This is a genomic window from Gilliamella sp. B2717, from assembly GCF_026536675.1.
In the GTDB taxonomy this organism is placed as follows: Bacteria; Pseudomonadota; Gammaproteobacteria; order Enterobacterales; family Orbaceae; genus Gilliamella; species Gilliamella apicola_I.
In genome coordinates, this window is record NZ_JAFNNQ010000086.1 from 1 (window position 1) to 24,803 (window position 24,803).

General features: G+C 34.4%; 22 protein-coding genes. 14 read left to right on the top strand and 8 right to left on the bottom strand.

Features of this window, described 5'->3' with window-relative positions:
- Positions 1 to 610 precede the first annotated feature (610 nt).
- Positions 611 to 1,198 (top strand): hypothetical protein, encoded by a 588-nt coding sequence (locus J3U35_RS07775; RefSeq protein WP_267360606.1) that lies wholly within the window; start codon positions 611 to 613, stop codon positions 1,196 to 1,198.
- A 106-nt stretch (positions 1,199 to 1,304) separates the two neighbouring features.
- On the opposite strand, the gene yccS is transcribed toward J3U35_RS07775, so the two are convergent.
- Positions 1,305 to 3,449, bottom strand: coding sequence for a YccS family putative transporter (yccS, locus tag J3U35_RS07780; protein WP_267360608.1), 2,145 nt, complete (start codon positions 3,447 to 3,449; stop codon positions 1,305 to 1,307).
- A 455-nt stretch (positions 3,450 to 3,904) separates the two neighbouring features.
- Between yccS and J3U35_RS07785 the strand changes: the two genes are divergently transcribed.
- On the top strand, positions 3,905 to 4,231 hold the full coding sequence (locus tag J3U35_RS07785; protein ID WP_267360644.1) for a Grx4 family monothiol glutaredoxin: 327 nt from the start codon (positions 3,905 to 3,907) through the stop codon (positions 4,229 to 4,231).
- Between the two features lie 41 nt (positions 4,232 to 4,272).
- On the opposite strand, the gene rnt is transcribed toward J3U35_RS07785, so the two are convergent.
- Complete coding sequence (rnt, locus tag J3U35_RS07790; RefSeq protein WP_267360610.1) at positions 4,273 to 4,956, bottom strand: ribonuclease T; 684 nt, start codon at positions 4,954 to 4,956, stop codon at positions 4,273 to 4,275.
- A 106-nt stretch (positions 4,957 to 5,062) separates the two neighbouring features.
- Complete coding sequence (locus J3U35_RS07795; protein WP_267360612.1) at positions 5,063 to 5,815, bottom strand: hypothetical protein; 753 nt, start codon at positions 5,813 to 5,815, stop codon at positions 5,063 to 5,065.
- Between the two features lie 371 nt (positions 5,816 to 6,186).
- Here J3U35_RS07795 and J3U35_RS07800 point away from each other — a divergent pair, with 371 nt between their 5' ends.
- The 7 genes from J3U35_RS07800 to cysZ all read left to right on the top strand — a co-directional run bounded on the left by J3U35_RS07800 (position 6,187) and on the right by cysZ (position 12,926).
- On the top strand, positions 6,187 to 6,945 hold the full coding sequence (locus J3U35_RS07800) for a Nif3-like dinuclear metal center hexameric protein (protein WP_267360614.1): 759 nt from the start codon (positions 6,187 to 6,189) through the stop codon (positions 6,943 to 6,945).
- Between the two features lie 95 nt (positions 6,946 to 7,040).
- Positions 7,041 to 7,919 (top strand): 4-hydroxy-tetrahydrodipicolinate synthase, encoded by an 879-nt coding sequence (gene dapA, locus J3U35_RS07805; RefSeq protein WP_267360616.1) that lies wholly within the window; start codon positions 7,041 to 7,043, stop codon positions 7,917 to 7,919.
- 35 nt (positions 7,920 to 7,954) lie between these two features.
- Positions 7,955 to 8,671, top strand: coding sequence for an outer membrane protein assembly factor BamC (gene bamC, locus J3U35_RS07810; RefSeq protein ID WP_267360617.1), 717 nt, complete (start codon positions 7,955 to 7,957; stop codon positions 8,669 to 8,671).
- 258 nt (positions 8,672 to 8,929) lie between these two features.
- Positions 8,930 to 9,640, top strand: coding sequence for a phosphoribosylaminoimidazolesuccinocarboxamide synthase (purC, locus tag J3U35_RS07815; RefSeq protein ID WP_267349659.1), 711 nt, complete (start codon positions 8,930 to 8,932; stop codon positions 9,638 to 9,640).
- Positions 9,640 to 10,095: a DUF441 domain-containing protein gene (locus tag J3U35_RS07820; protein ID WP_267349657.1), complete on the top strand. Its 456-nt coding sequence runs from the start codon at positions 9,640 to 9,642 to the stop codon at positions 10,093 to 10,095. The genes purC and J3U35_RS07820 overlap by 1 nt, the downstream gene beginning before the upstream one ends.
- Before the next feature lie 3 nt (positions 10,096 to 10,098).
- Complete coding sequence (locus J3U35_RS07825) at positions 10,099 to 12,042, top strand: tRNA(Met) cytidine acetyltransferase TmcA (RefSeq protein ID WP_267360619.1); 1,944 nt, start codon at positions 10,099 to 10,101, stop codon at positions 12,040 to 12,042.
- A 71-nt stretch (positions 12,043 to 12,113) separates the two neighbouring features.
- Positions 12,114 to 12,926: a sulfate transporter CysZ gene (cysZ, locus tag J3U35_RS07830; protein WP_267360621.1), complete on the top strand. Its 813-nt coding sequence runs from the start codon at positions 12,114 to 12,116 to the stop codon at positions 12,924 to 12,926.
- A gap of 32 nt (positions 12,927 to 12,958) precedes the next feature.
- Here cysZ and J3U35_RS07835 read toward each other — a convergent pair whose 3' ends face one another.
- The 3 genes from J3U35_RS07835 to J3U35_RS07845 form a co-directional block, all read right to left on the bottom strand.
- On the bottom strand, positions 12,959 to 13,150 hold the full coding sequence (locus tag J3U35_RS07835) for a hypothetical protein (RefSeq protein ID WP_267360622.1): 192 nt from the start codon (positions 13,148 to 13,150) through the stop codon (positions 12,959 to 12,961).
- Positions 13,151 to 13,275: 125 nt separating this feature from the next.
- Entirely contained in the window at positions 13,276 to 14,412 is a 1,137-nt protein-coding gene (gene dapE / locus J3U35_RS07840; RefSeq protein WP_267360624.1) for a succinyl-diaminopimelate desuccinylase, read from the bottom strand.
- A 13-nt stretch (positions 14,413 to 14,425) separates the two neighbouring features.
- Positions 14,426 to 14,782 carry an ArsC family reductase gene (locus J3U35_RS07845; protein WP_267360625.1) on the bottom strand — a complete coding sequence of 119 codons (357 nt, stop codon included), beginning with the start codon at positions 14,780 to 14,782 and terminating at the stop codon, positions 14,426 to 14,428.
- 353 nt (positions 14,783 to 15,135) lie between these two features.
- Between J3U35_RS07845 and J3U35_RS07850 the strand changes: the two genes are divergently transcribed.
- The 5 genes from J3U35_RS07850 (at position 15,136) to tkt (ending at position 21,438) form a co-directional block, all read left to right on the top strand.
- Positions 15,136 to 15,378, top strand: a complete 243-nt coding sequence (locus tag J3U35_RS07850; RefSeq protein ID WP_267349646.1) for a FeoA family protein — start codon at positions 15,136 to 15,138, stop codon at positions 15,376 to 15,378.
- Positions 15,375 to 17,696 carry a Fe(2+) transporter permease subunit FeoB gene (gene feoB / locus J3U35_RS07855; RefSeq protein ID WP_267360626.1) on the top strand — a complete coding sequence of 774 codons (2,322 nt, stop codon included), beginning with the start codon at positions 15,375 to 15,377 and terminating at the stop codon, positions 17,694 to 17,696. Before J3U35_RS07850 ends, feoB begins: the two co-directional genes overlap by 4 nt.
- Positions 17,697 to 17,767: 71 nt before the next feature.
- Positions 17,768 to 17,998 (top strand): FeoC-like transcriptional regulator, encoded by a 231-nt coding sequence (locus tag J3U35_RS07860; protein WP_267349643.1) that lies wholly within the window; start codon positions 17,768 to 17,770, stop codon positions 17,996 to 17,998.
- 360 nt (positions 17,999 to 18,358) lie between these two features.
- A complete protein-coding gene (tal, locus tag J3U35_RS07865; protein ID WP_267349642.1) occupies positions 18,359 to 19,309 on the top strand; it encodes a transaldolase in 951 nt (316 codons plus the stop codon).
- A 122-nt stretch (positions 19,310 to 19,431) separates the two neighbouring features.
- Entirely contained in the window at positions 19,432 to 21,438 is a 2,007-nt protein-coding gene (gene tkt / locus J3U35_RS07870) for a transketolase (protein WP_267360627.1), read from the top strand.
- 78 nt (positions 21,439 to 21,516) lie between these two features.
- Here tkt and J3U35_RS07875 read toward each other — a convergent pair whose 3' ends face one another.
- Both J3U35_RS07875 and J3U35_RS07880 read right to left on the bottom strand, forming a co-directional pair.
- Complete coding sequence (locus tag J3U35_RS07875; RefSeq protein ID WP_267360629.1) at positions 21,517 to 22,617, bottom strand: phosphoethanolamine transferase; 1,101 nt, start codon at positions 22,615 to 22,617, stop codon at positions 21,517 to 21,519.
- A 797-nt stretch (positions 22,618 to 23,414) separates the two neighbouring features.
- Complete coding sequence (locus J3U35_RS07880; protein ID WP_267360631.1) at positions 23,415 to 24,803, bottom strand: MATE family efflux transporter; 1,389 nt, start codon at positions 24,801 to 24,803, stop codon at positions 23,415 to 23,417.

Here is a 24,803-nt window from a genome sequence, read left to right on the forward strand (position 1 = left end):
GCACCCTACAGGGACGGTATAGAATTTAAATGTGATAATCGCCATTAAATGGTACTTTCAAAATATTATCTAGTTAAACTTTAACCAAAGTTTATTGGTGTTTGAAAGAATTACAATAACAATAAATGTAATAGGAAGGCTCACTAAATGTGCTAAAACCGTGAGCTCGACAACCAGTAACAATAATTTGTCTTAATAAACGGCATTGGCAGTGAAATAAAAATAATAATCACTAAGATTTTATTGGATATGGCATAACGCATTATTAAATTGATATAATACACTTAAAACATTTAATGATCATATAAATTTAAAAATTATGGTCATAATATATTGAAAAAAATCATTAAATCAGTAAGATATTTTTTGAACTGAAAAGGTAAAAATATATAATAGCGAGAATATACTATTCGTTTTTTTATATTTTTTTGAGTTGTTGTTACATAAATAAGAGTATAATTGCCTAACATTAAATAAAATTATGATTGATATAAAAAAGTTTCTTTCTATGTTCATTAGATTGTATTGTATTTAGATAGATTAATCATAATTTAAAAACATTATAGTTTAACCCTATACGCTTAAATATTTTTAAAATCAAGGATGTAGTATGAGTTATATTCAAAAATTATTTAGAAACATTGGTATTTTAGTGGTTGTTACACTATTAAATTTTGTTTGTTATGCAATAGCTGCCCCTGCATCAAATCCATCTAATGATAAACAAATAGCTAAAAATGTTGAATTACGTGAATTAAACTATATTGATTATTTAAAAGAAAAAAAAAGTTTTGCCTTTATCCCTGTCACTGATGATTTACTTAAACATGGTGGTCGTTCAATAGAAGCTTTTTTCTTAAGTCATGCAGAGCAAAATCATACCGATCCGGTAAGTGCAGAATACAAAAAAAAATATTACCGTATTGAAGGTAAAGACTATGAAATATTTATAGCTAAATCAGGCTTATCAAATTCAGATTTTGTCTTCGTGTTTGATAAAGATTCGAAACAACTTAAGTCATTTGCATTAAATGAGTTGAATGCTATAGCAATAATTAGCCCTGATCACTCTATTAAAGATAGTGGTCCTTATTTTGAATCCGATTTTTTATTTGGATTTGAAATTGATGCTGATAAATTAAAGGATTTTACCAATCCATTAGTTTACATTGGTAAAGAAAATCCATTTATTCATTAAAATTTCCTTGAAGCATTCCAAAAATTTTTATTAGATGTTTGAGAATATAATTAATTGTATTGACCAGATTCATTAATGATCCTCAAACATCTAAATTTCTAAGCAATCAGTTTGTTGGTTCTTCTAACTCCACTACTAAATGAATGAATTCTGGCAAAATGTCTAATATTAATGCCAGTTGCTGCAAAACCAAAATATCATTGGTGTTTTGTTCGTCATTAATGGAAATGGTTTCAATATAATTTGAAATCATTTTTTTCATGACTTGTTCATTTTCATCGATTTTTTTATCGTTTAAAAGATTGATGATATAGACTGCTAGATCATCAAATAGATCCAATGTATGTTGAGCAATGATTTTATCTCGGTGCGAACCTAATGTTGAAAGATAGCTGATTAAAGTGTGATTAAGCGTTAATAAACGGAAACCCTGTTCAATCACGTTTCGATTTACATGAGGTTCTTTTGTCATCAGACTAATCAATGTCGATAGGTCAGCATTACTATCGTGGGCGGCGCGTCTTGCTAATCGATATTTTGGGTCATTGGTTTTACCCGTTAAATATTGACTTCCAATAAGCGCCAGATAGTGACTATCATCATGGCAAACGCGATCAATTAGTTTGGTTAAATTTCTAAACTTCCAGTCTGGCCAAATAAAGCTAACAGCAAACCATGCAATAAAGCAACCTATCAGTGTTGCAATAATTCGTAGGATAGCAACTTCTACACTATTTTCGCCAATTAAACTGAAACTAAAAAAGACTAATAATGTAATAAATGCGGTAGCGTAAGCATATTGAGAATTTTTAAATAAGAAAAATAGCCAACCAGTTATGATGATTAAAATTAACTGTTCAATGATGCTTGGAAATAGATAGGTTAACGGAATGCCGACAATAATACCCAAGATAGTACCAATAATACGTAATTTTAGTCGATATTTAGTCGTTGAATAGTTTGGTTGGCAAACAAAAAGACTGGTAAGGATAATCCAATAACCATGAGAAAGATTAGAAAAATAAATGATGATATAGCCAACAAACAGGACAATACTCATACGTATTGCATGACGAAAAAGAGAAGACTTGAGAGTTAAATTATGTTTAATTTTAGTAAAAATATCATAGAAACTTGTGAGTTCCTCATCAATTAATTCATTATTTTCTTTGTCTTTTGAAAGATGTTGTTCATTATCAATATTTGCTAATAATAAGTCGATAGATAACAAATTTTGATAAAGATTTTGTAGGGATTTAACCAGTAAGGCTTCCGTTTTATTTTTAGCTTGATAATGGGCAATAGCTTCTTCTAAATATGAAAAATGACGAGCAAATAAGGAATCATGCTGATAAGTTTGATTCATTTTAATGGCAACAGCTAATTTGGCACATGCTTTTGCTTGTAAATTCAAAATTCGTGCAAAGCGAAATAAAATATCACTATGTTTAAAATGTTGACTTAGCGCTTGATAATCACCATGTGAAGAGCTTGCTCGCTCATGAATATCTTGAGCAACAAAGTAATAACTAAGCATTTTTTTCACATATGATTGGCCTTGATAAGCTTTTAATCGGTTAAAAAGAGCGTGTTTAGCCTGATTAAACACATTAATCAATTGATTGTTACATTCGGTTAATTCTAATGTTTGACTTTTAAATTCATGAGTTTCATCTGGGTCAAACATCGCTGCTTTAGCATCAAGGTAATGACTTAATTTTACAAAACAAGTTGAAATAGTCTGTTGGGTCGTTCGAATCGGCTGAATGAGAGATTCAATCAAAGAGACAATGTTATACCATAAAGCGCCGAGTAATAAATAACAAGGTAGCGTGTAATTATCATCAAATAAATTATGCCCTAACATGGTATAGGCTGCGATCAATAACGATCCAAAAGCAATCACACCATAACGTTGACCCAAAGAACCAAGCATAATGAAGATAAATGTTGAACTCATTAATCCTATAATAAAAAGAAGAGGAATATTAAATAATAGCTCGACAGAAAAGGTAGCAATCGCAAAACACACTAACGTTAATAAAATATTTATACATCGGCTTAGTAAACGTGTATCAATTTCGGATAATCCCGCAGCCACAACACCCAGTGTTAAAGGAATGACATACGACACATAGCCTAAGTACCAAGGAACCAAGGTTGAACCTGTTAAACTGATTAACATACGAATACTAAAAAGTAGATTACTACTATAAAAGACTTTACGTAAAGTTAAGATTATTGGATGCACGATGTTTTTTGAATTGAATGTTAGTTACTGTAAATGTAAGTAGCATACTATATTGTGTCAATTTGTAAAAGGGCTGAGGCAACTTGCTAAAACTAATGTTTTGATTATTTGTGTTAACTAAAGTTAAATTAAAATATATCATTGACACAAAAGTCATTGCTAAGTGAGATCTCGTTATTAATGAATGCATTTATTACACTAATAGGTTAAGCCTTTTATTTATTTGTTTGGCTTCTTTTAATGCAAAATAAAACCATGTTACTCACTGAATTTAAAGTAATTTATCTGCTCATGTCCCGATTGATTACTGACTTAACTTATCTACTAATGACGTAATCTAAGGTTATCATTACGTCAACTAAATGGGTAAGAGTATAACTCGCCTTATTTCTAAGTTAAAATACGACGTAAAGTAGATATTAAATAACAAGGAATAAATCGTTATGACAACTGAAATGACAACACTTGATAAGATAAAAAAACAAATTGCAGAAAATCCTATCATTCTGTATATGAAAGGCTCGCCTAAATTACCGAGTTGTGGTTTTTCAGCACAAGCAGTACAAGTATTATCTCAATGTGGTGAGACATTTGCGTACGTCGATATTTTACAAAATCCCGATATTCGTGCTGAATTACCAAACTATGCAAATTGGCCTACTTTTCCACAGTTATGGGTTGAAGGTGAACTAGTAGGGGGATGTGATATTATGATCGAAATGTTCCAAACTGGTGAACTGCAAACATTAATAAAACAGACAGCTGAAAAACATAAAGCTTAAAAATTGACACATTATTTAAATAAGAGAGTTTAATTACTCTCTTAATTCTCTTGAACTTCTTCGTCTATTGAACTTGGATTGAGTTGAGGCAGTGGCCAGCCTCCTAATCGCTTAAATCGATTCACTATTTCACAAAATAAAATAGCGGTTTTTTCGGTATCATAAAGTGCAGAGTGGGCTAACTTGTGATCAAAAGGAATGCGAGCAAGTTCACATGCTTTTGCTAGAACGGTATGCCCAAACACTAAACCACTCAGTGCTGCAGTATCAAAAGTAGCAAAAGGGTGAAACGGATTACGTTTAATATTGGCTCGTTCTGCTGCTGCCATTAAAAAACTATGGTCAAAGTTTGCATTATGCGCAACCATAACAGCACGATTGCAATCGTTTGCTTTAATTCCCGATCTAACCATTTTAAATATCGCTTCAAGCGCCATTTTTTCGTCAACAGCTTGTCTTAATGGATTGTCGATATCAATACCATTAAAAGCTAAGGCACTCGGTTCTAAAATTGAGTTTTCAAATGGATTGACATGAAAATGAAGGGTTTGGTCTGGAATCAGCCATCCCTCTTCAGTCATTTGTAGTGTGATTGCCGCAATTTCTAGAATAGCGTTAAGTTTTGGGTCAAATCCTGATGTTTCTATATCTATTACAACAGGATAAAAACCACGGAAGCGTTCACATAATTTAGCATTTGGCACAATAGTTGTCTTATTTAGCATAAAATAAAATTATTATGCCAGTTTTTACCGTATTCGCCTAGTTTTACCTTCGATTCAGCACTGTTGAACTCGAAAAAAAATATACTAAATAAAAACACTAAAAACGCTATCTGTATAATTTTTGTTTAGATTGTTCAATTGATTTTATCCAAGTCTGATTAATACGTTTAGCATGTTTAGGCATGTGTTTTAAGCGTAGTTCAATTTTTTGTAAAACTTCTTTAGCGAGTGAAAATTGCTGCCACTCAATTAAGGTTTGTAAATAGTATGAAGCGGCTTCTAAACTTGGATAATAACTGATTAATGCATTAAATTCTTCTTGAGCTTCTTTTTTTAAATCAAGTCCAATTAAGATTTTGGTATAAAGTAAATGTCCTTCATCAGAACGATAAGTTGGATTTTTATTTCTTAGATAATCCAAAGTTTCTTTTGCCTTTTTGTACTGTTCAACTTGATAGAGTGCGTAAGCATATTGTAATAAAATATCTGGTGCTGATTCATAGATCCCAGTTAATGCTTCTTGATAATAAATTAACGCTTCATGAGCTCTATCATTATCAACGAGTGCTTTAGCTAAACAGACTTTTGCTTCAACAGTGGGCGAAATTTCATAATTACTTAAAGCTTCGCGAAGTTCACGTTGCGGATCTAACGCTTTTAATAATTTTGATTCAATTTGATATCCCACTGAGGTTTGTCTAAAATCGGGTAGAAATATGACTAAAAAGTAAATCAAACTACCAATAAAAGGAAAAAGGAACAATATAGACAGCCAAAATCGTTCTTGCTCTGTTTTAATTACATGAACAGCAAAAAATAGAGCGATAATTGTACTGAATCCTATACCTAAAAATGGCAAAACATATACCTCATTGAATATAAACCGACGTAATGTATCATTTAGCTAAAACTTAATAAATAATAGAAAAGAACAAATTTGTTAATTTGTTTAACTCCGTGTTTTCATGCATCCAAAAATCATTTTAAAACAGGATGTTATTTATTGACCTTCTGTAAACATGAAAGAATTTATTTAAAATTTCACCATTAATATCACTATATCGAATCGTTACGTGAGATAATTTATAATAGTTTATACTTAATCATATAGGCTGGTTTATAAAAAAATTGCCAATATTTCGATTATAATAATTTCGAGATTCATTAAAGGATTTTATTAAAAAATTCATATTGTTCTTTAAAAAGTCATTAAAAATACGAGAGGAAAACGTGCAAAATTTTGAACTTCAACAAATTATTAATCATGAATTACAAGTTGAACGCTACCGTGACTATGCACCTAATGGTTTACAAGTACAAGGACGTAAGCAAATAAAAAAAGTGATAACTGGGGTGACCGCATGTCAACGTTTATTAGATGAAGCCGTTAAATTAGATGCTGATGCGATTTTAGTTCATCATGGCTTTTTTTGGAAAAATGAACCACTAACGATAACAGGAATTAAATATAAACGCTTGCAAACATTGCTTTCAAATAATATTAATTTATTTGCGTATCATTTGCCTTTAGATGGACATCCAGTTATCGGCAATAATGCATTACTTGCGGATTTATTCAATATCGAAGTGGATAAACGTGAGGATATAACCGATTTGTTATTTAAAGGGACACTCATTGAACCGACCACATCACTGCAATTTAAGCAAAAACTTGAACAAGTTTTGCATCATCGTTCACGAGAAATATTATTTTGTGGCGATAATGCTCCTCAAATAATTAAACGAATTGCGTGGTGTAGTGGTGGTGGTCAAGACTTTATAGAAGCAGCAGCAGAACAAGGATTTGATGCTTTTTTCACAGGTGAAGTTTCTGAACGTACCATTCATATTGCTCGAGAATATGGAATTAATTTTTATGCAGCAGGGCACCATGCCACTGAACGTTACGGAATCAATAAACTTGGTGAATGGCTAGCCAAGCAATATGACCTTGAAACTATTTTTATTGATATTGATAATCCTGCATAACAAAAGTTGAATTTAAATAAGAAATATCGCATACTTGTCGGTAGATTTTTTATTCTTGAAGTTGGTTATCAATAAATAATATGAGAGGTCATTTTATGTTTACAGGAAGTCTGGTCGCCCTTGTTACTCCAATGGATACAAAAGGAAATGTAGACCAAGTAAGCTTAAAAAAATTGGTCGAATATCATATTGCCAATGGCACATCGGCAATTGTTTCTGTTGGTACCACTGGCGAATCAGCAACGCTCGATCATCATGAGCATATCGATGTAATTAAAAGAACGATCGAATATGCAGATGGAAAAATAAATGTCATTGCTGGAACTGGCTCAAATGCGACTAAAGAAGCAATTGAATTAACTAACCGTGTTGAAAATATTGGTGTAGTTGGCTGTTTAACCGTTGCGCCATATTATAATAAACCAACTCAAGAAGGTCTTTATCAACATTTTAAAGCAATTGCGGAAAATACAGCTTTACCCCAAATAATCTATAATGTCCCGGGTCGTACTTGCAGTGATATTAAGCCAGAAACAGTTGGACGATTATCTAAAATAAAAAATATTGTTGCATTGAAAGATGCAACAGGAGATTTATCAAGAGTTTATAAAACTCGTAAACTTGTTGGTAGTGAATTTAAATTATTAAGTGGTGATGATGCGACTTTCTTAGATTTCATGATTTTAGGTGGTGACGGTGTGATTTCCGTGACAGCGAATGTAGCTGCCAAACAGGTTGCAACAATTTGTGAGCTTGCAACGAAAAATCAAATTCAAGAAGCTCGAAAGCTGAATGATACGTTATCAGCACTACATAGTAGCTTATTTATTGAGCCTAACCCAACTCCAGCAAAATGGGCTTGCACAAAATTGGGTCTAATGGCGAACGATACGATCCGTTTGCCGCTGGTTTCACTTACAGATGCTTCTGTGTCTGTGGTTGAAAAAGCTCTTAAAGATGCGAATTTACTCTAATTTATGTATAACCAATAATTTATAAGCAGATATCTATGTTTAATAAAACTATGTTAAAAAACAAAGCGATTAAAAACACAATGGTGATGACAGCCATTGCATCTTTATTTTTGGTTGGTTGTGGTAGCGATCAAAATTATAAACGAGAAGTTGATGGGAACGAAGATTATTTGAATTCGCCAGTTTTGAAACCGCTAACTGTCCCTCAGGGTGTAACGGTACCTGCTGAAAGTTCCGAATATTATATTCATTTTAATAAAAATGAAGGCGCTGTATATGGTAAGCAAGTGGATATTCGGGCACCTATCATTCCTATTCCAACTATTCCTGATTCTTATGCGTCTTATAACTATGGTACCGCTTCATTAAATGCGCCTGCTGATGCGAATGTATGGTCTGTTATCCCAACTGCGCTGAATAAATACAATATTCCGATTAGTAGCAGTGATAATAATGTTATTGTTACGGGCAATGCTTCAATTTTTTCAAGTGATGAAGAGCCGAACATCCAAGCGTCTTATGTCATTCATCGGCAAAATTATCCTGGTACAGAAAATATCATTGTCGAGTTGAAAACATTAACTCGTGGTACACAAGATATTTCATCTGATTCTATTGAAGTGCAACGGTACGTTGTTCGCTTATTTAATTTAATAATGGATGAGGCTGCACCTAAGTCATCACAAGTGGCGCAAGAACAAACAGATGAAAACGTCGTTGAAGACAAAACCATTCATGAAGATTCAAAATAAAGCAAGACGCTATGAGATATTATTTGTGACAAGTAACATTTTGATAAATAGTTAAGATAATCAGTAGTGAAGAATTTAGTTAATTCTTTTATGTAAAACTGGCTATAGATTGAACTTCACTATTCGAGACGATATAGCAAACAATAGCATCTTATTATTTATTGCATTGGTACAAATACGTGAGTATCGAAAAGTTTAAAACTAAGGAGCGAATAGCTCCTTAATCATTTGTTGGCAATTTGATATAAGGTTAGAACCATGAAAAAGTTGGCTGAGCTTTACCGTGGTAAAGCAAAAACGGTTTATACTACTGAAAATCCCGATCTATTAGTGTTAGAGTTTCGCAATGATACTTCCGCTTTTGATGGCTTACGTATTGAACAATTAGAGCGTAAAGGGCGCGTCAATAATAAATTCAATTATTTTATTATGAATAAACTGCGTGAAGCAGGTATTCCTACTCAAGTTGAAACGCTTTTGTCTGATACAGAAGTCATCGTCAAAAAACTGGATATGGTACCTGTGGAGTGTGTGGTTCGAAATCGTGCCGCAGGTTCTTTGGTCAAACGCTTAGGGGTTGAAGAAGGTAAGGTGTTAAATCCGCCAACATTTGAATTATTCCTAAAAAATGATGCATTGCATGATCCCATGGTTAATGAGTCATATTGTAAAACATTTGGTTGGGCTACTGATGAACAGTTATCAACGATGAAGGCACTAAGCTTTAAAATCAATTCAATTTTGACCGATCTTTTTGATAAAGCAGGATTTATTTTAGTGGACTATAAACTTGAATTTGGATTGTTTAAGGGTGAAATTACGTTAGGTGATGAATTTTCCCCTGACGGTTGTCGATTATGGGAAAAAGAGACCTTAAAAAAAATGGATAAAGATCGTTTTCGCCAAGGGCTTGGCGGTGTCATTGAAGCTTATGAGGAAGTCGCCACCAGAATCGGCGTTGCTTTGTAATGTTTGCTCAATTTGATATCTCCTTTTTTCTTTTACTGGGTTTAGCTGCACTGTGTTATTTAACGCATAATAACACAGTCACTTTTGCCGTATTATTGCTACTATTATTTAAATTAACCCCATTGTCGACCTATTTTCCGTTTTTAAATCAATATGGACTGACAATTGGTATTGTCATTTTAACGGCGGCTATGATGGTTCCGCTTGCCGACGGATCTTTGAGTATCAAAGACATATTAAAATCATTCACAACATGGCAATCAATTTTAGCTATCTTTGTCGGCATACTAGTCTCTTGGCTAGGTACCCGTGGGGTTTCTTTAATTGGCGCACATCCCACCATTGTTAATGGTTTAATCATTGGAACCTTGATTGGTGTTGCCTTTTTCAAAGGTATTCCAGTTGGCCCCCTTATTGCCGCAGGCTTGCTTTCCATATTGATTGGAAAAAGTTAGTCGATGATTAATCTTGATAGCACCAGAACTTTATGGGTGTTGCGTGGTGATGTAACGAAATTATTCAGTCAATTAAGTGACATCATTAAGCAACATAAAGGGGATTGGATCACAATAAGTGATCAAGCCATTTTATCAAATTATGTGCCAAATATCGTATCAATATCTAATACTAAAACCCTTTTAGGACAAGAGTATTTACATGCCATTTTTGATGCAACTCAGTCATTTAATTTAGAAGCATTTGCCATGTTGTCAGGAACGCTTGTAAAAGGAAGCCGATTGATTTTGTTATTACCTGAAAATTACAATCTTTGGGCAGACAAAGATAGTTTACGTTGGAATGAAGATGCTTATCCAATACCTGTGCCTAATTTTATAAACCATTTACAGCACACTATTTCTAAATTTAACGGTTTCCAAAAAAATAACTTTTCTGAATGTTATTTGACATCGCCTGATTATGATGAACAGCAACACACATTAAAACAAGTGTTAAACAGTGATAAGCCTATCCATGTTATCACGGCAAAACGAGGTAGGGGAAAATCCGCTTTGGCAGGTCAATTCTCTCACTATCGACATTGCATTGTTACGGCTCCTAACAAAAAATCGCTGACCACTTTCTTTCGTTTTGCTAAACCTGATGTTCGTTTTTATGCACCTGATGAATTAATCGAAAAAGGTGTCGATGATTTTGCTGACTATCTTATTATTGATGAAGCAGCCATGATACCTTTGCCAATGCTAAAAAAATTGCTGCAACTCGTGAATTTAGACAAAAGCCGTATTTTACTGACTACTACGGTTGAAGGTTACGAAGGTACCGGACAAGGTTTTTTATTAAAATTATTAAATGATAAGCAATGTGATCATTTTCATCTTGAAAAACCAATTCGGTGGAATGGCGATGATCAGTTAGAATATTTTACTGATTGTTTAGTTCTCAATGGACTAATATCAGCAGAAAATCAGCGAATTAATAATACAAAGCCAATTGATTATTCCATAGTAGCGCGTCATGATTTAAGTAGTTTGAAGGAGATCTTTTATTTACTGAAAACAGCCCATTATCAAACTACGTTAGTTGATTTAAGGCGACTTTTAGACGCGACAAATTTGACGATTTTGCAGGCTAAACAGAGTCATAACCTAATTGGTGCAGCCATAACGGTTAAGGAAGGAGATTTACCGGATGACTTAATTGAAGAAATATGGAAGGGTAACCGTAGACCAAAAGGAAATATGGTTGCACAATCTTTGGTAGCCCATGCAGGTGTTAAACAAGCAGCAAAATTAAAATCTGTCAGAATAAATCGCATTGCAGTGATAGCTTCTTATCGAAGACAAAATATTGCAACGCAATTGATACAACATACTTATGAAGCGGCAAAAAAACAACATCAAGATTTTTTATCCGTGAGTTTTGCCTATAGTAGGGAAAATTATCAGTTTTGGTCATCTGTAGGTTTTGTACTTGTACATGTTGGTAGTCGTTTAGAGGCAAGTAGTGGCACATATTCGGTAATGGCAATAAAACCGATTAACCAAAATGGTATAAATTTGGTTAACGTGCTATCCAAAAAGTTACAACGTAACATGATGTGGCTAAAAGAGATCATCGCACTCCCATTTGATGAAATGCTTATTGCTGATACTGATCAGCAATTGACTAAGCAAGATATTATGGAATTATACGGATTTTGTTATTTTCATCGAGCATTCGAAGCAACTTATGCTTCATTATGTCGCTTACAACAATTTAATGATAAGCAAAATAATCGAGTGAAATTATCTGTCTTAGGTGCTTTACTGAAAAATAAAAATCAAGGCAATGCGATCATTCAGCAATTTCAATTGACTGGGCGAAAAGCATTATTAGAAACAATTAAACAAGAGGTTAAGCAATGGTTGAATAGTAATAATGAAGTTATTTATGAAAAATAGCAATGTTGTTTTATTGAAAACCATGCTGATAAGTTGAATTTAGCGTTATTTCATGTTTAAAAGGAACAAGAGTGAAGAGTAATAATGTAGATAAATTAAGATTTAATTCAAATTTAAATCATGATCGGCGTAGATCGGGATTTGAATATTTTCTGTTAGGCTGGTCCTTAGCATTCAGCCCGAAAATTAGACATTTTGTATTCTTGCCTTTATTGGCGAATATGGTGATTATGTCAGCGCTATTTTATTGGTTTTTTTCCACAATTACCGGCATGGTTGACTGGGGATTATCTTATGTACCGGGGTGGCTTTCTTGGCTTGGCTATATTATTAGTTTTATGGTGATTCTGATTTTAGTCATATTATTTTGTTATTTTTTTAGTACAGTGGCTAACTTTATTGCTGCACCGTTTAACGGCTTGCTTGCCGAACAAGTTGAAGCTGAATTAACGGGGATACCTGCATCCGATACTTCTTGGTTAAGTTTAATCAAAGATTTACCTAGAATATTTAGTCGTGAAATTCAAAAATTAATCAATTATGTATTATGGTCTATCCCAATATTATTAACGTATTTTATTCCTGTTATTGGTCAAACAGTCACACCGATAATTTGGTTTTTATTTACTGCATGGCAAATTAATATTCAATACGCTGATTATCCTTTCGATAATCATAAGATTACTTTTCATCGTATGCGTGAGTTACTTAAGCAGGATAAAGTTGATAATTTAGTCTACGGTATTTTAGTTAGTTTTTTTACTATGGTGCCACTATTAAACCTAATTATTATGCCAATTGCAGTTTGTGGCTCAACTGCGATGTGGGTCGATCGTTATCGCCATCAAGCTTTATTTAAAAGTGATATTAACGATATCCGATAGGGAAGAAAGTGATTAATTTTTTTCGAAATTAATCACTTTTTGTTTTTATCCTCAGCACTTTTTGGAGTTTGGTTATTCTCCTCATCATCATAAGGTATGGGTTTAATTCCTTTTTTATCAATGTAAGACTTAAAATTAAGCTTATTGAGAGCTTTAATGGCATTAATAAAAATACCTAAGATGAATAATAAAATTACCCACCAATAATCTTTTATCCACTCCATTTTTTTACCTTTGTTGGATGCATGTTAGTGACGCTCGTTTAGTCGAATGTCCAAAGTAGCATTAAATAATCTATTCAAATTTTGTTTGAGCAGATTTAACAAGTTAGATAACTTAGCCAATCTTATTAAACGAGTAACTTTTCCAAAATTCTTTGATAAATTTTTTTCAGTGTGATGATATCCTGACAATTTACATTTTCGTTAATCTTATGGATTGTTTTATTTAATACCCCAAACTCGATAATCTGACAGCCCATTTTTGCAATGAAACGTCCGTCTGATGTTCCGCCACTTGTTGATAATTTTGTCTCAATATTTGTGTACTCTTTTATCGCACTTGCTGTAGCTTGAGTCAGTTCACCTTGCGGCGTTAAAAACGGATGACCTGATAAACGCCAATTTAACGTATAGTTTAATTTATGCTTTTGTAAAAGTTGCTCAACGCGGGTTTTAATTAATTCGTCAGTGAGTTCACTACTGTATCGAAAATTGAACTGCACCGATAGATCACCGGGCACAACGTTTTCAGCTCCTGTGCCTGCCTGAATGTTTGCAATTTGCATAGAGGTTTGCGGAAAATATTGATTGCCATTATCCCAAACCGTATTAATCAGTTCAGCCAATGCAGGGGCAAATCGATGAATAGGATTGTCAACTAAATGAGGGTAGGCGACATGACCTTGCATACCATGAATAATTAAATTTGCTGTCAGAGAACCTCGACGCCCATTTTTAATTTGATCGCCTAAAACCTTATCACAAGAAGGCTCTCCTACAATACAATAGTCTACACGTTCCTGACGTTCAATAAGACGATTAACAACTTTAACTGTTCCATCGGTTGCATCAGCTTCTTCATCAGAGGTAATTAGAAACGCAACACGACCACGGTGATTGGGGTTTGCTTTAACAAAATCTTCAGCAGCACAGATCATTGCTGCGACACCACTTTTCATATCTGATGCGCCACGGCCATAAAGTACACCATGAGTATCAATGGTTGCCTCAAATGGGGGATACAGCCATTGGCTTTCATCGCCAGCAGGCACTACGTCGGTATGACCAGCGAACATAAGTGTTGTTTCTGACGGATCGCCATGATAAGCCCAAAGATTTTTAGTGCGACCAATATTGAATTCTTCAATGATAAAGTTAAGTGATGTTAAGCGCTCGATAAGGATATTTTGACAATTTTTATCATCCGGACTTATCGATTTTTCGGCAATCAATGCTTTGGTTAGTTCAATAACAGGCTCTGTCATAATGATCTCGGTTTTATTGTTGTTGTTTGAAAAATTGCGAATAACTTTCGTTTGAAAATCCGAGTAATACATGCTTACCCTTGATTATTAGCGGTCGTTTTATAATTGAAGGATTGTCCAGCATCAGTTTCATCGCAGCTTGCTCATTGTCAACGTTAGCACGTACTGATTCATCCAATTTACGCCATGTTGTACCCCGTGTATTAAGTAGGCTTTGCCAATCAACCAATTTCAAAATAGTCTGTAATTGTTCAGCTGACAGTCCATCTGTTTTGTAATTGTGAAATTGATACTTGATTTTATTTTCATCAAGCCATGTGAACGCTTTTTTCATTGTACTGCAGTTTTTAATACCGTAAATGGTTAACATAATTCTCATTCCTTAAGCAAAGTATAAAGTCAAATTATATCAGTTGTCTTACCGAATCTCTAATTTTGAATTGGATGAGTAATATAAACATTAATTAAATGAATAATCGAAAGATTAATCGCTTAAATTTAACCTTATTTAGATTCTTTTTGTTTTTCAGAACAAAACACTTGAAAAAAACATATTAATCCTTATTTTTGACATAAATTTTATTTTTTAAAGTTACTTTTCTATTTTTTTAAATATTAAATATTAATATTGCGAATTATTCGCATTTTAAAACTATTTTTATAGGTAAATATTTTTTAAAATAAGCAGAATAAAACGTGCTAGCATAATTCACAGGAACATTAATGTCAGTATTAACATTAAATCACCTCCCTTTAGGAAATGAGGCGGTTATCTCTCGTCTATTACCTGAATCCTTACCTTTTCGTAGAAAGTTACTGGCAATGGGATTAACTCCAGGCTGTAAAATTTCGATTGTTCGTGTGGCTCCTTTGGGAGACCCACTTCAGATTAAAATACGTGGATTTTTTCTTTGTCTAAGGCATCGTGAAGCAGCAACCATTGAAGTAACGGAGATAAATGAGTGAAAATAGCACTGGTTGGAAATCCAAATTGTGGCAAAACAACACTGTTCAATTTACTGACAGGATCAAAACAGCGAGTCGGTAATTGGCCTGGCGTGACAGTTGAACAAAAATTAGGTTTATTTTCTTACCACCATCACCAATACGAGGTCGTAGATTTACCGGGGACTTATTCTATTGAGTCTGATGCGGTTTCAATGTCGCAAGATGAATGGATAACGCGTGAATTTGTTCTGACAGAAAAAAATAATGTCATTATTAATGTTATTGATGCCAGCAATTTACAGCGAAGCTTATATCTAACATTTCAATTGATTGATCTACAAGTACCGATGATTGTTGTACTCAATATGATTGATACGGTTAAGAATATGGGCGAAAAAATCGATCACCAACGATTATCCGTTTTACTGGGTTGTCCTGTAGTACCTATTTCATCAACCAAAAAATTAGGTATTAATTCATTTTATCAAGCAATTGAAAATAGGGCTGTCAACAAGCAAAAAGCTCAACCTTGCATAGACACGTTAGGGCAATCTCAGCAAAAAATGTTGACTCGTTATATTAGTGAGTTACCAGAAGAAAGTAGTGTTCATCAACTTAATCGCTGGCAATTAATTGAAGCCTTATTAGGACACAACACAGATCAGTTTAATTCACTTGAATTAGAAAAACTTGAAATTTGTCGACAACTCCTTTCGGCATGGTGTGATAATGAAATTGATGTTGCGCTAGCAAGTGCCAGATATGAAACGATTGATCAAGTGTGTAAAAAGGTTATTGCTAAACCTCGAGAATTAAGTCCCGATATTTCAGAAAAGTTCGATAAAATTACGCTTGGACGCTTTACAGGGATACCATTTTTTTTAATTGTGATGTATGCCATGTTTATGGTCGCTATCAATTTTGGTTCGGTATTTATCGATTTTTTTGAAAAATTTTTCGGAACAATTTTTGTCAATGGAACAGCAGGTTTATTACAATTTATTCATGCGCCCGATTGGGTTCGTGTCATATTGTCTGATGGCATAGGCAATGGGATTCAAACTGTTTCAACTTTTATTCCTGTCATTGCCGCGATGTTTTTTGCTTTATCTTTTTTAGAGGATTCCGGTTACTTGGCGCGTGCCGCAATGGTGGTTGATCGGGTTTTACGTTTTATCGGTTTACCGGGTAAAGCTTTCGTGCCCATGTTAATGGGCTTTGGCTGTGGTGTACCAGCAATTATGGGCACGCGTACATTAGAAAGTTCTCGAGATCGTATAATGGCTATCTGCATGATCCCTTTTATGTCTTGTGGGGCAAGATTACCGGTTTATGCATTATTTGCGGTTATATTTTTCCCGCTTCATGCTTCTTTCGTTGTATTTATGTTATATCTGCTAGGTATTGGTGTCGCAGTCCTGTCGGGGATGATTTTAAAAAACACGTTATTAAAAGGTGAGTTAACCCCCTTTATTATGGAGATGCCAGTTTATCGAATTCCAACCCTTCGTAGCATTTTACGCTTAACTTGGCAACGCTTGAAAAGTTTTATTTTTAAAGCCGGAAAAGCGATTGTAATTATGGTGACGATTTTAAGTTTACTCAACTCATGGGGAACAGATAATACCTTTGGACATGAAAATACCAATCAATCGGTATTATCAGTCATAAGCCAAAAAATCACACCAGTTTTTCATCCCATGGGTATCGATAACGAAAATTGGCCTGCAACAGTGGGCATTTTTACGGGAATTTTTGCAAAAGAGTCCATCATTGCGACGTTAAATTCACTTTATTCTATGGATAGTCAACCAGAAGATGATGAACAATCGGATTGGTTTGAAGACATTAAATCGGCTTTTGCCACTATTCCAGATAATTTATTTGCTTTGTCTGAAACGATTACTGACCCTCTTGGATTGTCATCATTAAATGATGATATCGATACTTTACAAACTGATTTAGCGATCAATTCCACTGCTATTTCTAAAATCAAGACATCATTCACGTCTTCGTCAGCCGTAATAGCTTATTTAATATTCATCTTACTTTATACACCATGTACAGCAGTATTAGGGACTATTTATCGTGAAGCAGGGTGGCGCTGGATGATTTTTGTTGCAGTATGGACATTCACAATTGCTTGGTTGGTGGCGACAATCTATTATCAACTTACACAACTTGCCTATTCAAATACTGCAAGTTATTGGTTGTTCGGTTGTGGACTATTGATAACATTGATGATGTTTATTCTGCGCAAAGTGGGGAATAATTCACTCAAGAAAAATAACATATTCAATCATAAAAAATCAAGGAAATCATCTTGTTGTGATTGATTTACTTTTATCATTTGATTCTCTGGAGAACAAAGTAGGTAAAACCTATAAGACTAATATAGAAAATGTTAATGACCTCGATTCGTGATTATGTACAATTAAAAGGGCGCGTGGAATTGCAAGATATAGCACGTCATTTTAGATTGCCTGAAAGTGCCCTTATGCCGATACTAAACTTTTGGGTAAAGAAAAAAGTGATGCAACTCATCGTTGTAGAACAACCCGATTTTTGTCAGTCGAAAAAATGTGATAACTGTGCTGGTTGTAATTTTGCGAATAAAACGATTTATGCATGGATTTAGTCAATATTTAATATCATGCATTTTTGTTTTAGGGCTGGTCAATATAGCGTTAACGATTAGCTGAAAAATACTAGATTGATTTTTTATCGAGATATTTTTCATATTGATAAAGTGAATTTCGTGATTTAGGTCACATTAAAAAATCAATTTATAATGTAAAAATAACAAACTGATAGTAGAGATAAACAAGCTATAATTGCTATCACAACTGTGTGAAAATTTTGCTTTTTTGTTATCTATTTCAGGTTATTGTTAAATGTATAAAAACGTTAAAATAACGAGTCGCTAAGTCGTTTTATCACTAGATAAATGCTATTATAATCTTTTAGAAAATTGAAGCTGTAGAGGATATAGAAGTATATGAGTCAATTAGATGAATTTAAAAAATTAACCGTCGTTGTTGCCGATACAGGTGATATCGATTCAATTAAACAGTTTTCACCAGAAGATGCAACCACGAATCCTTCTCTTGTATTAAAAGCCGCTCAACTTCCTCAATATCGTTATCTGATTGATTCTGCAGTTGAAACTGCAAAAAAATTAGGTGGTAGCAAAGAACAACAATTAGTTAATGCTTGTGACCAAGTTGCTGTCAATATTGGTGCGGAAATTTTGAAAATTGTACCCGGACGAATTTCGACAGAAGTGGATGCTCGTTTATCTTTTGATAAACAAGCTTGTATCGAAAAAGCCCGCCGAATTATAGAACTCTATCAACAAAAAGGTATCGATAAATCACGAATTTTGATTAAAATTGCTTCAACATGGGAAGGGATTAAAGCTGCCGAAGTTCTTGAAAAAGAGGGCATTAATTGTAATTTAACGTTACTATTTTCATTTGCACAGGCACGTGCTTGTGCTGAAGTCAATGTGTTTCTCATTTCGCCTTTTGTTGGTCGTATTTATGACTGGTATCAAGCTAAAAAACCAATTGAACCTTATATTGCCGATCAAGATCCAGGTGTGGTATCAGTACGTAATATTTATAATTACTATAAACAACATGGTTATAAAACGATAGTTATGGGGGCAAGCTTCCGTAAAGTTGAACAAATTTTAGCATTAGCCGGTTGTGACCGATTAACGATTGCGCCAAATTTATTGGCTGAAATGCAACATTCAACAGCGCCTGTTGAACAAAAACTGTATCCAAATCAAACTGTCGTTGAACGACCTGCACCGATTACCGAGTCTGAATTTAGATGGCAACATAATAGCGATGCCATGGCTGTCGAAAAATTGGCAGAAGGAATTCGTGCCTTTGCGGTGGATCAAGGTAAATTAGAAGAGATGATTGCAACACTTCTATAATAATAAAGGGGGAATCACCATTCCCCTTTCACTTTTTTTATAAAGTTAATAATATAAATCTGTTTCAAAAATACAGAAAAAATGAATTTGAATAACTTAAAATATATTTTGGAGATTAAAACATGAATGCAACGACGCTATCTCACCGCGAGCTTGCGAATGCGATAAGGGCATTAAGCATGGATGGTGTACAAAAAGCAAAATCAGGTCATCCGGGTGCGCCTATGGGTATGGCTGATATGGCGGAAGTACTTTGGCGTGGATTTTTAAAACATAACCCGAACAATCCAACTTGGGCAGATCGAGACCGTTTTGTATTATCAAATGGTCATGCTTCGATGCTAATTTATAGTTTACTACATCTTACCGGTTATAAAGTTAGCATTGATGACTTGAAAAATTTCCGTCAGTTGCATTCAATCACAGCAGGGCATCCAGAATATGGTCATGTTCCGGGCGTTGAAACCACAACCGGACCTTTAGGACAGGGCATTGCTAATGCAGTTGGTATGGCAATTGCAGAAAGAACTTTATCTGCACAATTTAATAAACCAGGTCATACTATAGTCGACCATTTTACCTATGTATTCATGGGTGATGGTTGTATGATGGAAGGGATTTCACACGAAGCTTGTTCATTGGCTGGAACACTGAAATTAGGAAAACTCATTGCATTTTATGATGAAAATGGTATTTCAATCGATGGCGAAATAGAAGGTTGGTTTACTGATGATACCGCGAAACGCTTTGAAGCTTATGGATGGCATGTTATTCGCGGTATTGATGGTCATGATGCAAATGCCATTGCTCAAGCGATTGAACAAGCACAAGCTGTGACCGATAAACCTTCTTTACTGATGTGTAAAACAGTTATAGGTTTTGGATCACCAAATAAAGCGGGCAGTCATGACAGTCACGGTGCACCACTGGGAGATGCTGAAATTGAAGCAACCCGTCAAGCACTTGGGTGGAATTATCCGCCGTTTGACATTCCGAAAGCTTATTATGAAGCGTGGGATGCGAAAACCAAAGGCAAACAAATTGAAGATGAGTGGAACACTCGCTTTGAAGCTTATGCCAAAGCATATCCAGAACTTGCAAGCGAATTTAAACGACGAATGCAGGGCGATTTACCAGAAAATTGGCAACAAGTGGCTACCGATTTTGTCAATAAATTGCAAGCAAACCCAGCAACGATAGCGACGCGTAAAGCATCACAAAATGCAATTGAAGCTTTTGCACCTGTATTATCTGAGTTTCTTGGTGGCTCGGCTGACTTAGCACCAAGTAACTTAACAATGTGGTCAGGTTCAAAAGAAATTTTAGCCAATCCGGATGGTAACTATATTCACTATGGTGTACGTGAGTTTGGGATGTCTGCTATTATGAATGGTATTGCACTTCATGGCGGCTTTATTCCTTATGGGGCAACATTCTTAATGTTTATGGAATATGCACGAAATGCGGTACGCATGGCTGCCTTAATGAAGATTCGTTCACTGTTTGTCTATACCCATGACTCAATTGGCTTAGGTGAAGACGGACCAACCCATCAACCTGTTGAACAAATGGCAAGCTTACGGGTAACACCAAATGTCAGTACTTGGCGCCCATGTGACCAAGTTGAATCAGCCATAGCATGGCAATATGCCATTGAACGTAAAGATGGGCCAACCGCACTGATCTTCTCAAGGCAGAATCTTAAACAACAACCACGAACAGCTGAGCAATTAGCCAACGTTTATCGTGGCGGTTACATTTTAAATGATTGTGCAGGAACGCCAGAGTTGATCTTAATTGCGACGGGTTCAGAAGTCGAATTAGCAGTAGAAGCCTATCATCAATTAACAAAAGCGGGGAAAAATGTACGGGTTGTTTCAATGCCATCAACCGATGCATTTGATAAACAAGACTGCGCTTATAAAGAGTCAGTATTACCTTCTTCAGTCACTGCGCGTATTGCGATTGAAGCCGGAATTAGTGATTACTGGTATAAATATGTGGGGCTAAATGGCAAAATTGTTGGTATGACAAGTTTTGGCGAATCAGCACCTGCAGAACAGTTATTTGAAAAATTTGGTTTTACAGTTGAAAATGTGATTGCAAAAGCCAATGATTTATTGAAATAATTGTAATTCCTGTTTAAAGCGCCATTACCATTTAGATAATGGCGTTTTTTTTTGGATCTATCTTAAGATATTATGATTTTATTTGATAAAAAAAGGATTCGGATCTTTTTTTAATTTCTCATAAGGATATAACTCATTTTTCCAATCTTTAATTTTAATCTTTGTTTGGTGTGGTATATCTGTCAACTTGTTTTGCATATATTCATGTGAAACATCTAAGGTGATACCCATCCATTTACTTAACAAGTAAACAAGCTGATAACCTGAGATTTTTTTCTCAATTTTTTGTTGTGTTGTACTTTTCGAATCAAAGAAAATAAAAGGTACTTCGTAGCTATTTTGGTATTCCCAGTTATGTCTTAAATCTTGATATTGATCCAAGTGGGTAAGACCATGATCGGCAAAATAGACAAGCGAATAATCTTCATTATGTTTTTTTAGTATATCAATTGTTGATTTAATCAGGTCGTCCGTTTCTTTTATACTGCTGACATAGCAAGAAATATTTTCGTTATATAGATTGAATTGAATATCAAATTGTAATCGACGACAAAAATTGGAATGAGATCCCATAAGGTGCATGACGATCAGTCTTGGCTTAGCCTGTTTATCTGATAATATTTTATCTAATTCTGGTAATAGTAAAGTATCATGTTTTCCGTGTGATGACTTACCATTATATTCCCCTTTTTTGGTGTAGAAGTTATAGTTTGCATAAGCGGCAATGCGAGGTACGGTAATCTCAATTTTTCCGAGTTTGCCTTGATTAGAAAGCCAATAAGTTTCAAATCCTGCATCGTTAGCAATACTAACAATATTATTATTTAACTGAGCATTCACTATTTTATCGTCCGAATAAATAGCTTGGCTAATCAAATGAGGGACAGATGCTTGCGTATTCGAAGCGGGTGCGATTAAACCATCCCATATCACATTTGCATGTTGAGTGGCAAAAGGCGTATTGTCATAACTAAATCCATAGGCATTCATATAATCTTTACGGACACTTTCACCAATAATAATAAGGTAATTTTTGTGGTCTGGATTAACCGATAAAATAGGAATCGTATTTTGTTGTTCAATTTGTTTAAGTTGTGCTTCTTTCTCGGAACAATAAATTTTTCCACTGGTAAAAAGCGCTTTATAAAATTCAAAAAAAGGATATTTCACATTATCCATTATCTCTTCATACAGTGAATGAGAAGGGGTCGGGATAAACTTAATATACGCTTTAATCGGTTTATAGCACAATAAAATCAATGTAAAAATAATCAGGTAATAGTTGTGAACAGTAGGAAATGGCAGTTTGATAAATATTAGAACAAAAGCGATTAGAAGTAAGAAGGTAATCAAAAATAGATAAGTCGATATTTGCGAACAGAATTCATTTACTTCGTCCATGTCTGTTTCAAACAAAGCACTTATTACTGCTACATTAGGAGGGCCGTAATAATAAGCAATGGGAAAGTAAAGAGCAGCTATAACAAATGATAGACCAAAAAAAAATCGAAAAATGGTGAATCTGCCTAGGAAAATTAATGAAAAATAAGTAAGCAATATACGATCTATTCTTTTCGGATATCCTAATAAATACACGACTAAGACTGCAAGGCTAAGACAAATACAATGAGAAAACAAAATTTTTTTAGAGAGCTTCACAACATTATTACACTATATTAAATTTATCTACAAGGCACGTGATTATATAGTGAATTATTATTTAATCAATTTATATCGTCATTTTGTGTTTGATTCAATTTGAATTGAACTAAATGATTTTTCTATCATTTATGTACCTAATAAAAGGCGTTTAACAGCCTTAAACGAAGGAATAAAATAGCTGTTTGAGTTAAAAAATGGTTAACTGTATTGAATAGTTGTTATGGAGTAGAGGCTATTAATGATTTAACACTTATCGGTTAATTTGATAAGTGTTAAATATTAAGATGAGAAGTGGCTTACTAGCCAATAAATCGTTATTTTGATGATCGATTTAATATTATTGCTTCAGGCTGTTTTTGGATATAGATCATTCTGGCTATTAATAAAATAGCGGCGACTGCCAGACCTAAAATAATGCCAATCCAAAAACCGGCAGCCCCAATTGGCGCTATAATCAGATCGGTTAAACCTAAGATATAACCTACAGGTAATCCTACTACCCAATAAGAAAGCAATGTAATAAAGAAGATGCTTTGCGTATCCTTATAACCACGAAGCACATTGCTGGCTACAACTTGCAAATAATCAGAAGCCTGATAGATTGCTAATAAAATAATTAGGTGCATACATATCGTAATGACAGCAACTTCTTTAGTAAATAATGCAATGATTGGTGTTCGAAAGACAACCAAAATTAATGCGACAATAATTGCTATAGCCAACGAAATAGCTAAACTTATATACGCGGTATGTTTGGCAAGAGATAGCTTTTTTTGACCTAACAAATAACCAACACGAATGCTAGTAGCAACACCGAGTGAAAGCGGAATAGCAAATGTTAAACTGCTAATCGTAAATATGATTTGATGTGCCGCAACTGTAATTTTACCTAATGGGGCAATCAGTAATGCTATGACGGCAAATAAACTCATTTCGAAAAAATAAGCCAATGCCAGAGGCGTGCCTAACAGGATAACTTTTTTAATAATAGACCAATCAATAAGTTTTGTGAAAGGTGTTATACGAATATCACGTTGGCTAGTGGTGGTTAACGTATAAAGGCGAATTAAAAAAAACATTAGCCAAAATATAATCGCTGCGGTAATGCCACATCCAACTCCACCGAAAGCAGGCAAACCTAATTTTCCATAAATTAATACATAATTAATGGGAATGTTGGCAAGTAATGCAATAAAGATGATCACCATGGCTGGTTTGGTATTGGATAACCCTTCACACTGATTTCGGTAAACTAAAAATAATAAGAACGCGGGAACACCCCACATAATGGCACGTAAAAAAGAAACGGCAACTTCAACCATTTCAGGATCGATAGGATGTTCAACTGAACTTCTTAAACTAATCAGTTTATCTGAATGGTATAAAATGAACATCATTATCACTGATAAGAACAAGGCAATAACGACTCCTTGTCGAGTGTGATCAGCAACTTGATGACGTTTAGCAGCCCCATTTAAATTGGAAATAATCGGTGTTAAGACACTAAGTAAACCCTGTCCAAATAATATGGTTGGTAACCAAATTGAGACTGCAATGGCAACCCCTGATAATGCTGTGTTACTGTAGTTACCAGCCATAATGGTATCGACGAAGGTAATCGCTGTTTGCGATATTTGTGCTATCAGTACGGGTACCGAAAGGGCAATAAGTTTTTTGATTTCGTTTCGATAATGTTGTTTCAT

Bases quoted from the DNA above. Each gene is read 5' to 3' on its own strand.
- J3U35_RS07775 (WP_267360606.1), top strand. From the start codon at position 611: ATGAGTTATATTCAAAAATTATTTAGAAACATTGGTATTTTAGTGGTT.
- J3U35_RS07785 (WP_267360644.1), top strand. From the start codon at position 3,905: ATGACAACACTTGATAAGATAAAAAAACAAATTGCAGAAAATCCTATC.
- rnt (WP_267360610.1), bottom strand. From the start codon at position 4,956: ATGCTAAATAAGACAACTATTGTGCCAAATGCTAAATTATGTGAACGC.
- dapA (WP_267360616.1), top strand. From the start codon at position 7,041: ATGTTTACAGGAAGTCTGGTCGCCCTTGTTACTCCAATGGATACAAAA.
- bamC (WP_267360617.1), top strand. From the start codon at position 7,955: ATGTTTAATAAAACTATGTTAAAAAACAAAGCGATTAAAAACACAATG.
- purC (WP_267349659.1), top strand. From the start codon at position 8,930: ATGAAAAAGTTGGCTGAGCTTTACCGTGGTAAAGCAAAAACGGTTTAT.
- J3U35_RS07820 (WP_267349657.1), top strand. From the start codon at position 9,640: ATGTTTGCTCAATTTGATATCTCCTTTTTTCTTTTACTGGGTTTAGCT.
- J3U35_RS07825 (WP_267360619.1), top strand. From the start codon at position 10,099: ATGATTAATCTTGATAGCACCAGAACTTTATGGGTGTTGCGTGGTGAT.
- J3U35_RS07835 (WP_267360622.1), bottom strand. From the start codon at position 13,150: ATGGAGTGGATAAAAGATTATTGGTGGGTAATTTTATTATTCATCTTA.
- dapE (WP_267360624.1), bottom strand. From the start codon at position 14,412: ATGACAGAGCCTGTTATTGAACTAACCAAAGCATTGATTGCCGAAAAA.
- J3U35_RS07845 (WP_267360625.1), bottom strand. From the start codon at position 14,782: ATGTTAACCATTTACGGTATTAAAAACTGCAGTACAATGAAAAAAGCG.
- J3U35_RS07850 (WP_267349646.1), top strand. From the start codon at position 15,136: ATGTCAGTATTAACATTAAATCACCTCCCTTTAGGAAATGAGGCGGTT.
- J3U35_RS07860 (WP_267349643.1), top strand. From the start codon at position 17,768: ATGACCTCGATTCGTGATTATGTACAATTAAAAGGGCGCGTGGAATTG.
- tal (WP_267349642.1), top strand. From the start codon at position 18,359: ATGAGTCAATTAGATGAATTTAAAAAATTAACCGTCGTTGTTGCCGAT.
- tkt (WP_267360627.1), top strand. From the start codon at position 19,432: ATGAATGCAACGACGCTATCTCACCGCGAGCTTGCGAATGCGATAAGG.
- J3U35_RS07875 (WP_267360629.1), bottom strand. From the start codon at position 22,617: ATGGATAATGTGAAATATCCTTTTTTTGAATTTTATAAAGCGCTTTTT.
- J3U35_RS07880 (WP_267360631.1), bottom strand. From the start codon at position 24,803: ATGAAACAACATTATCGAAACGAAATCAAAAAACTTATTGCCCTTTCG.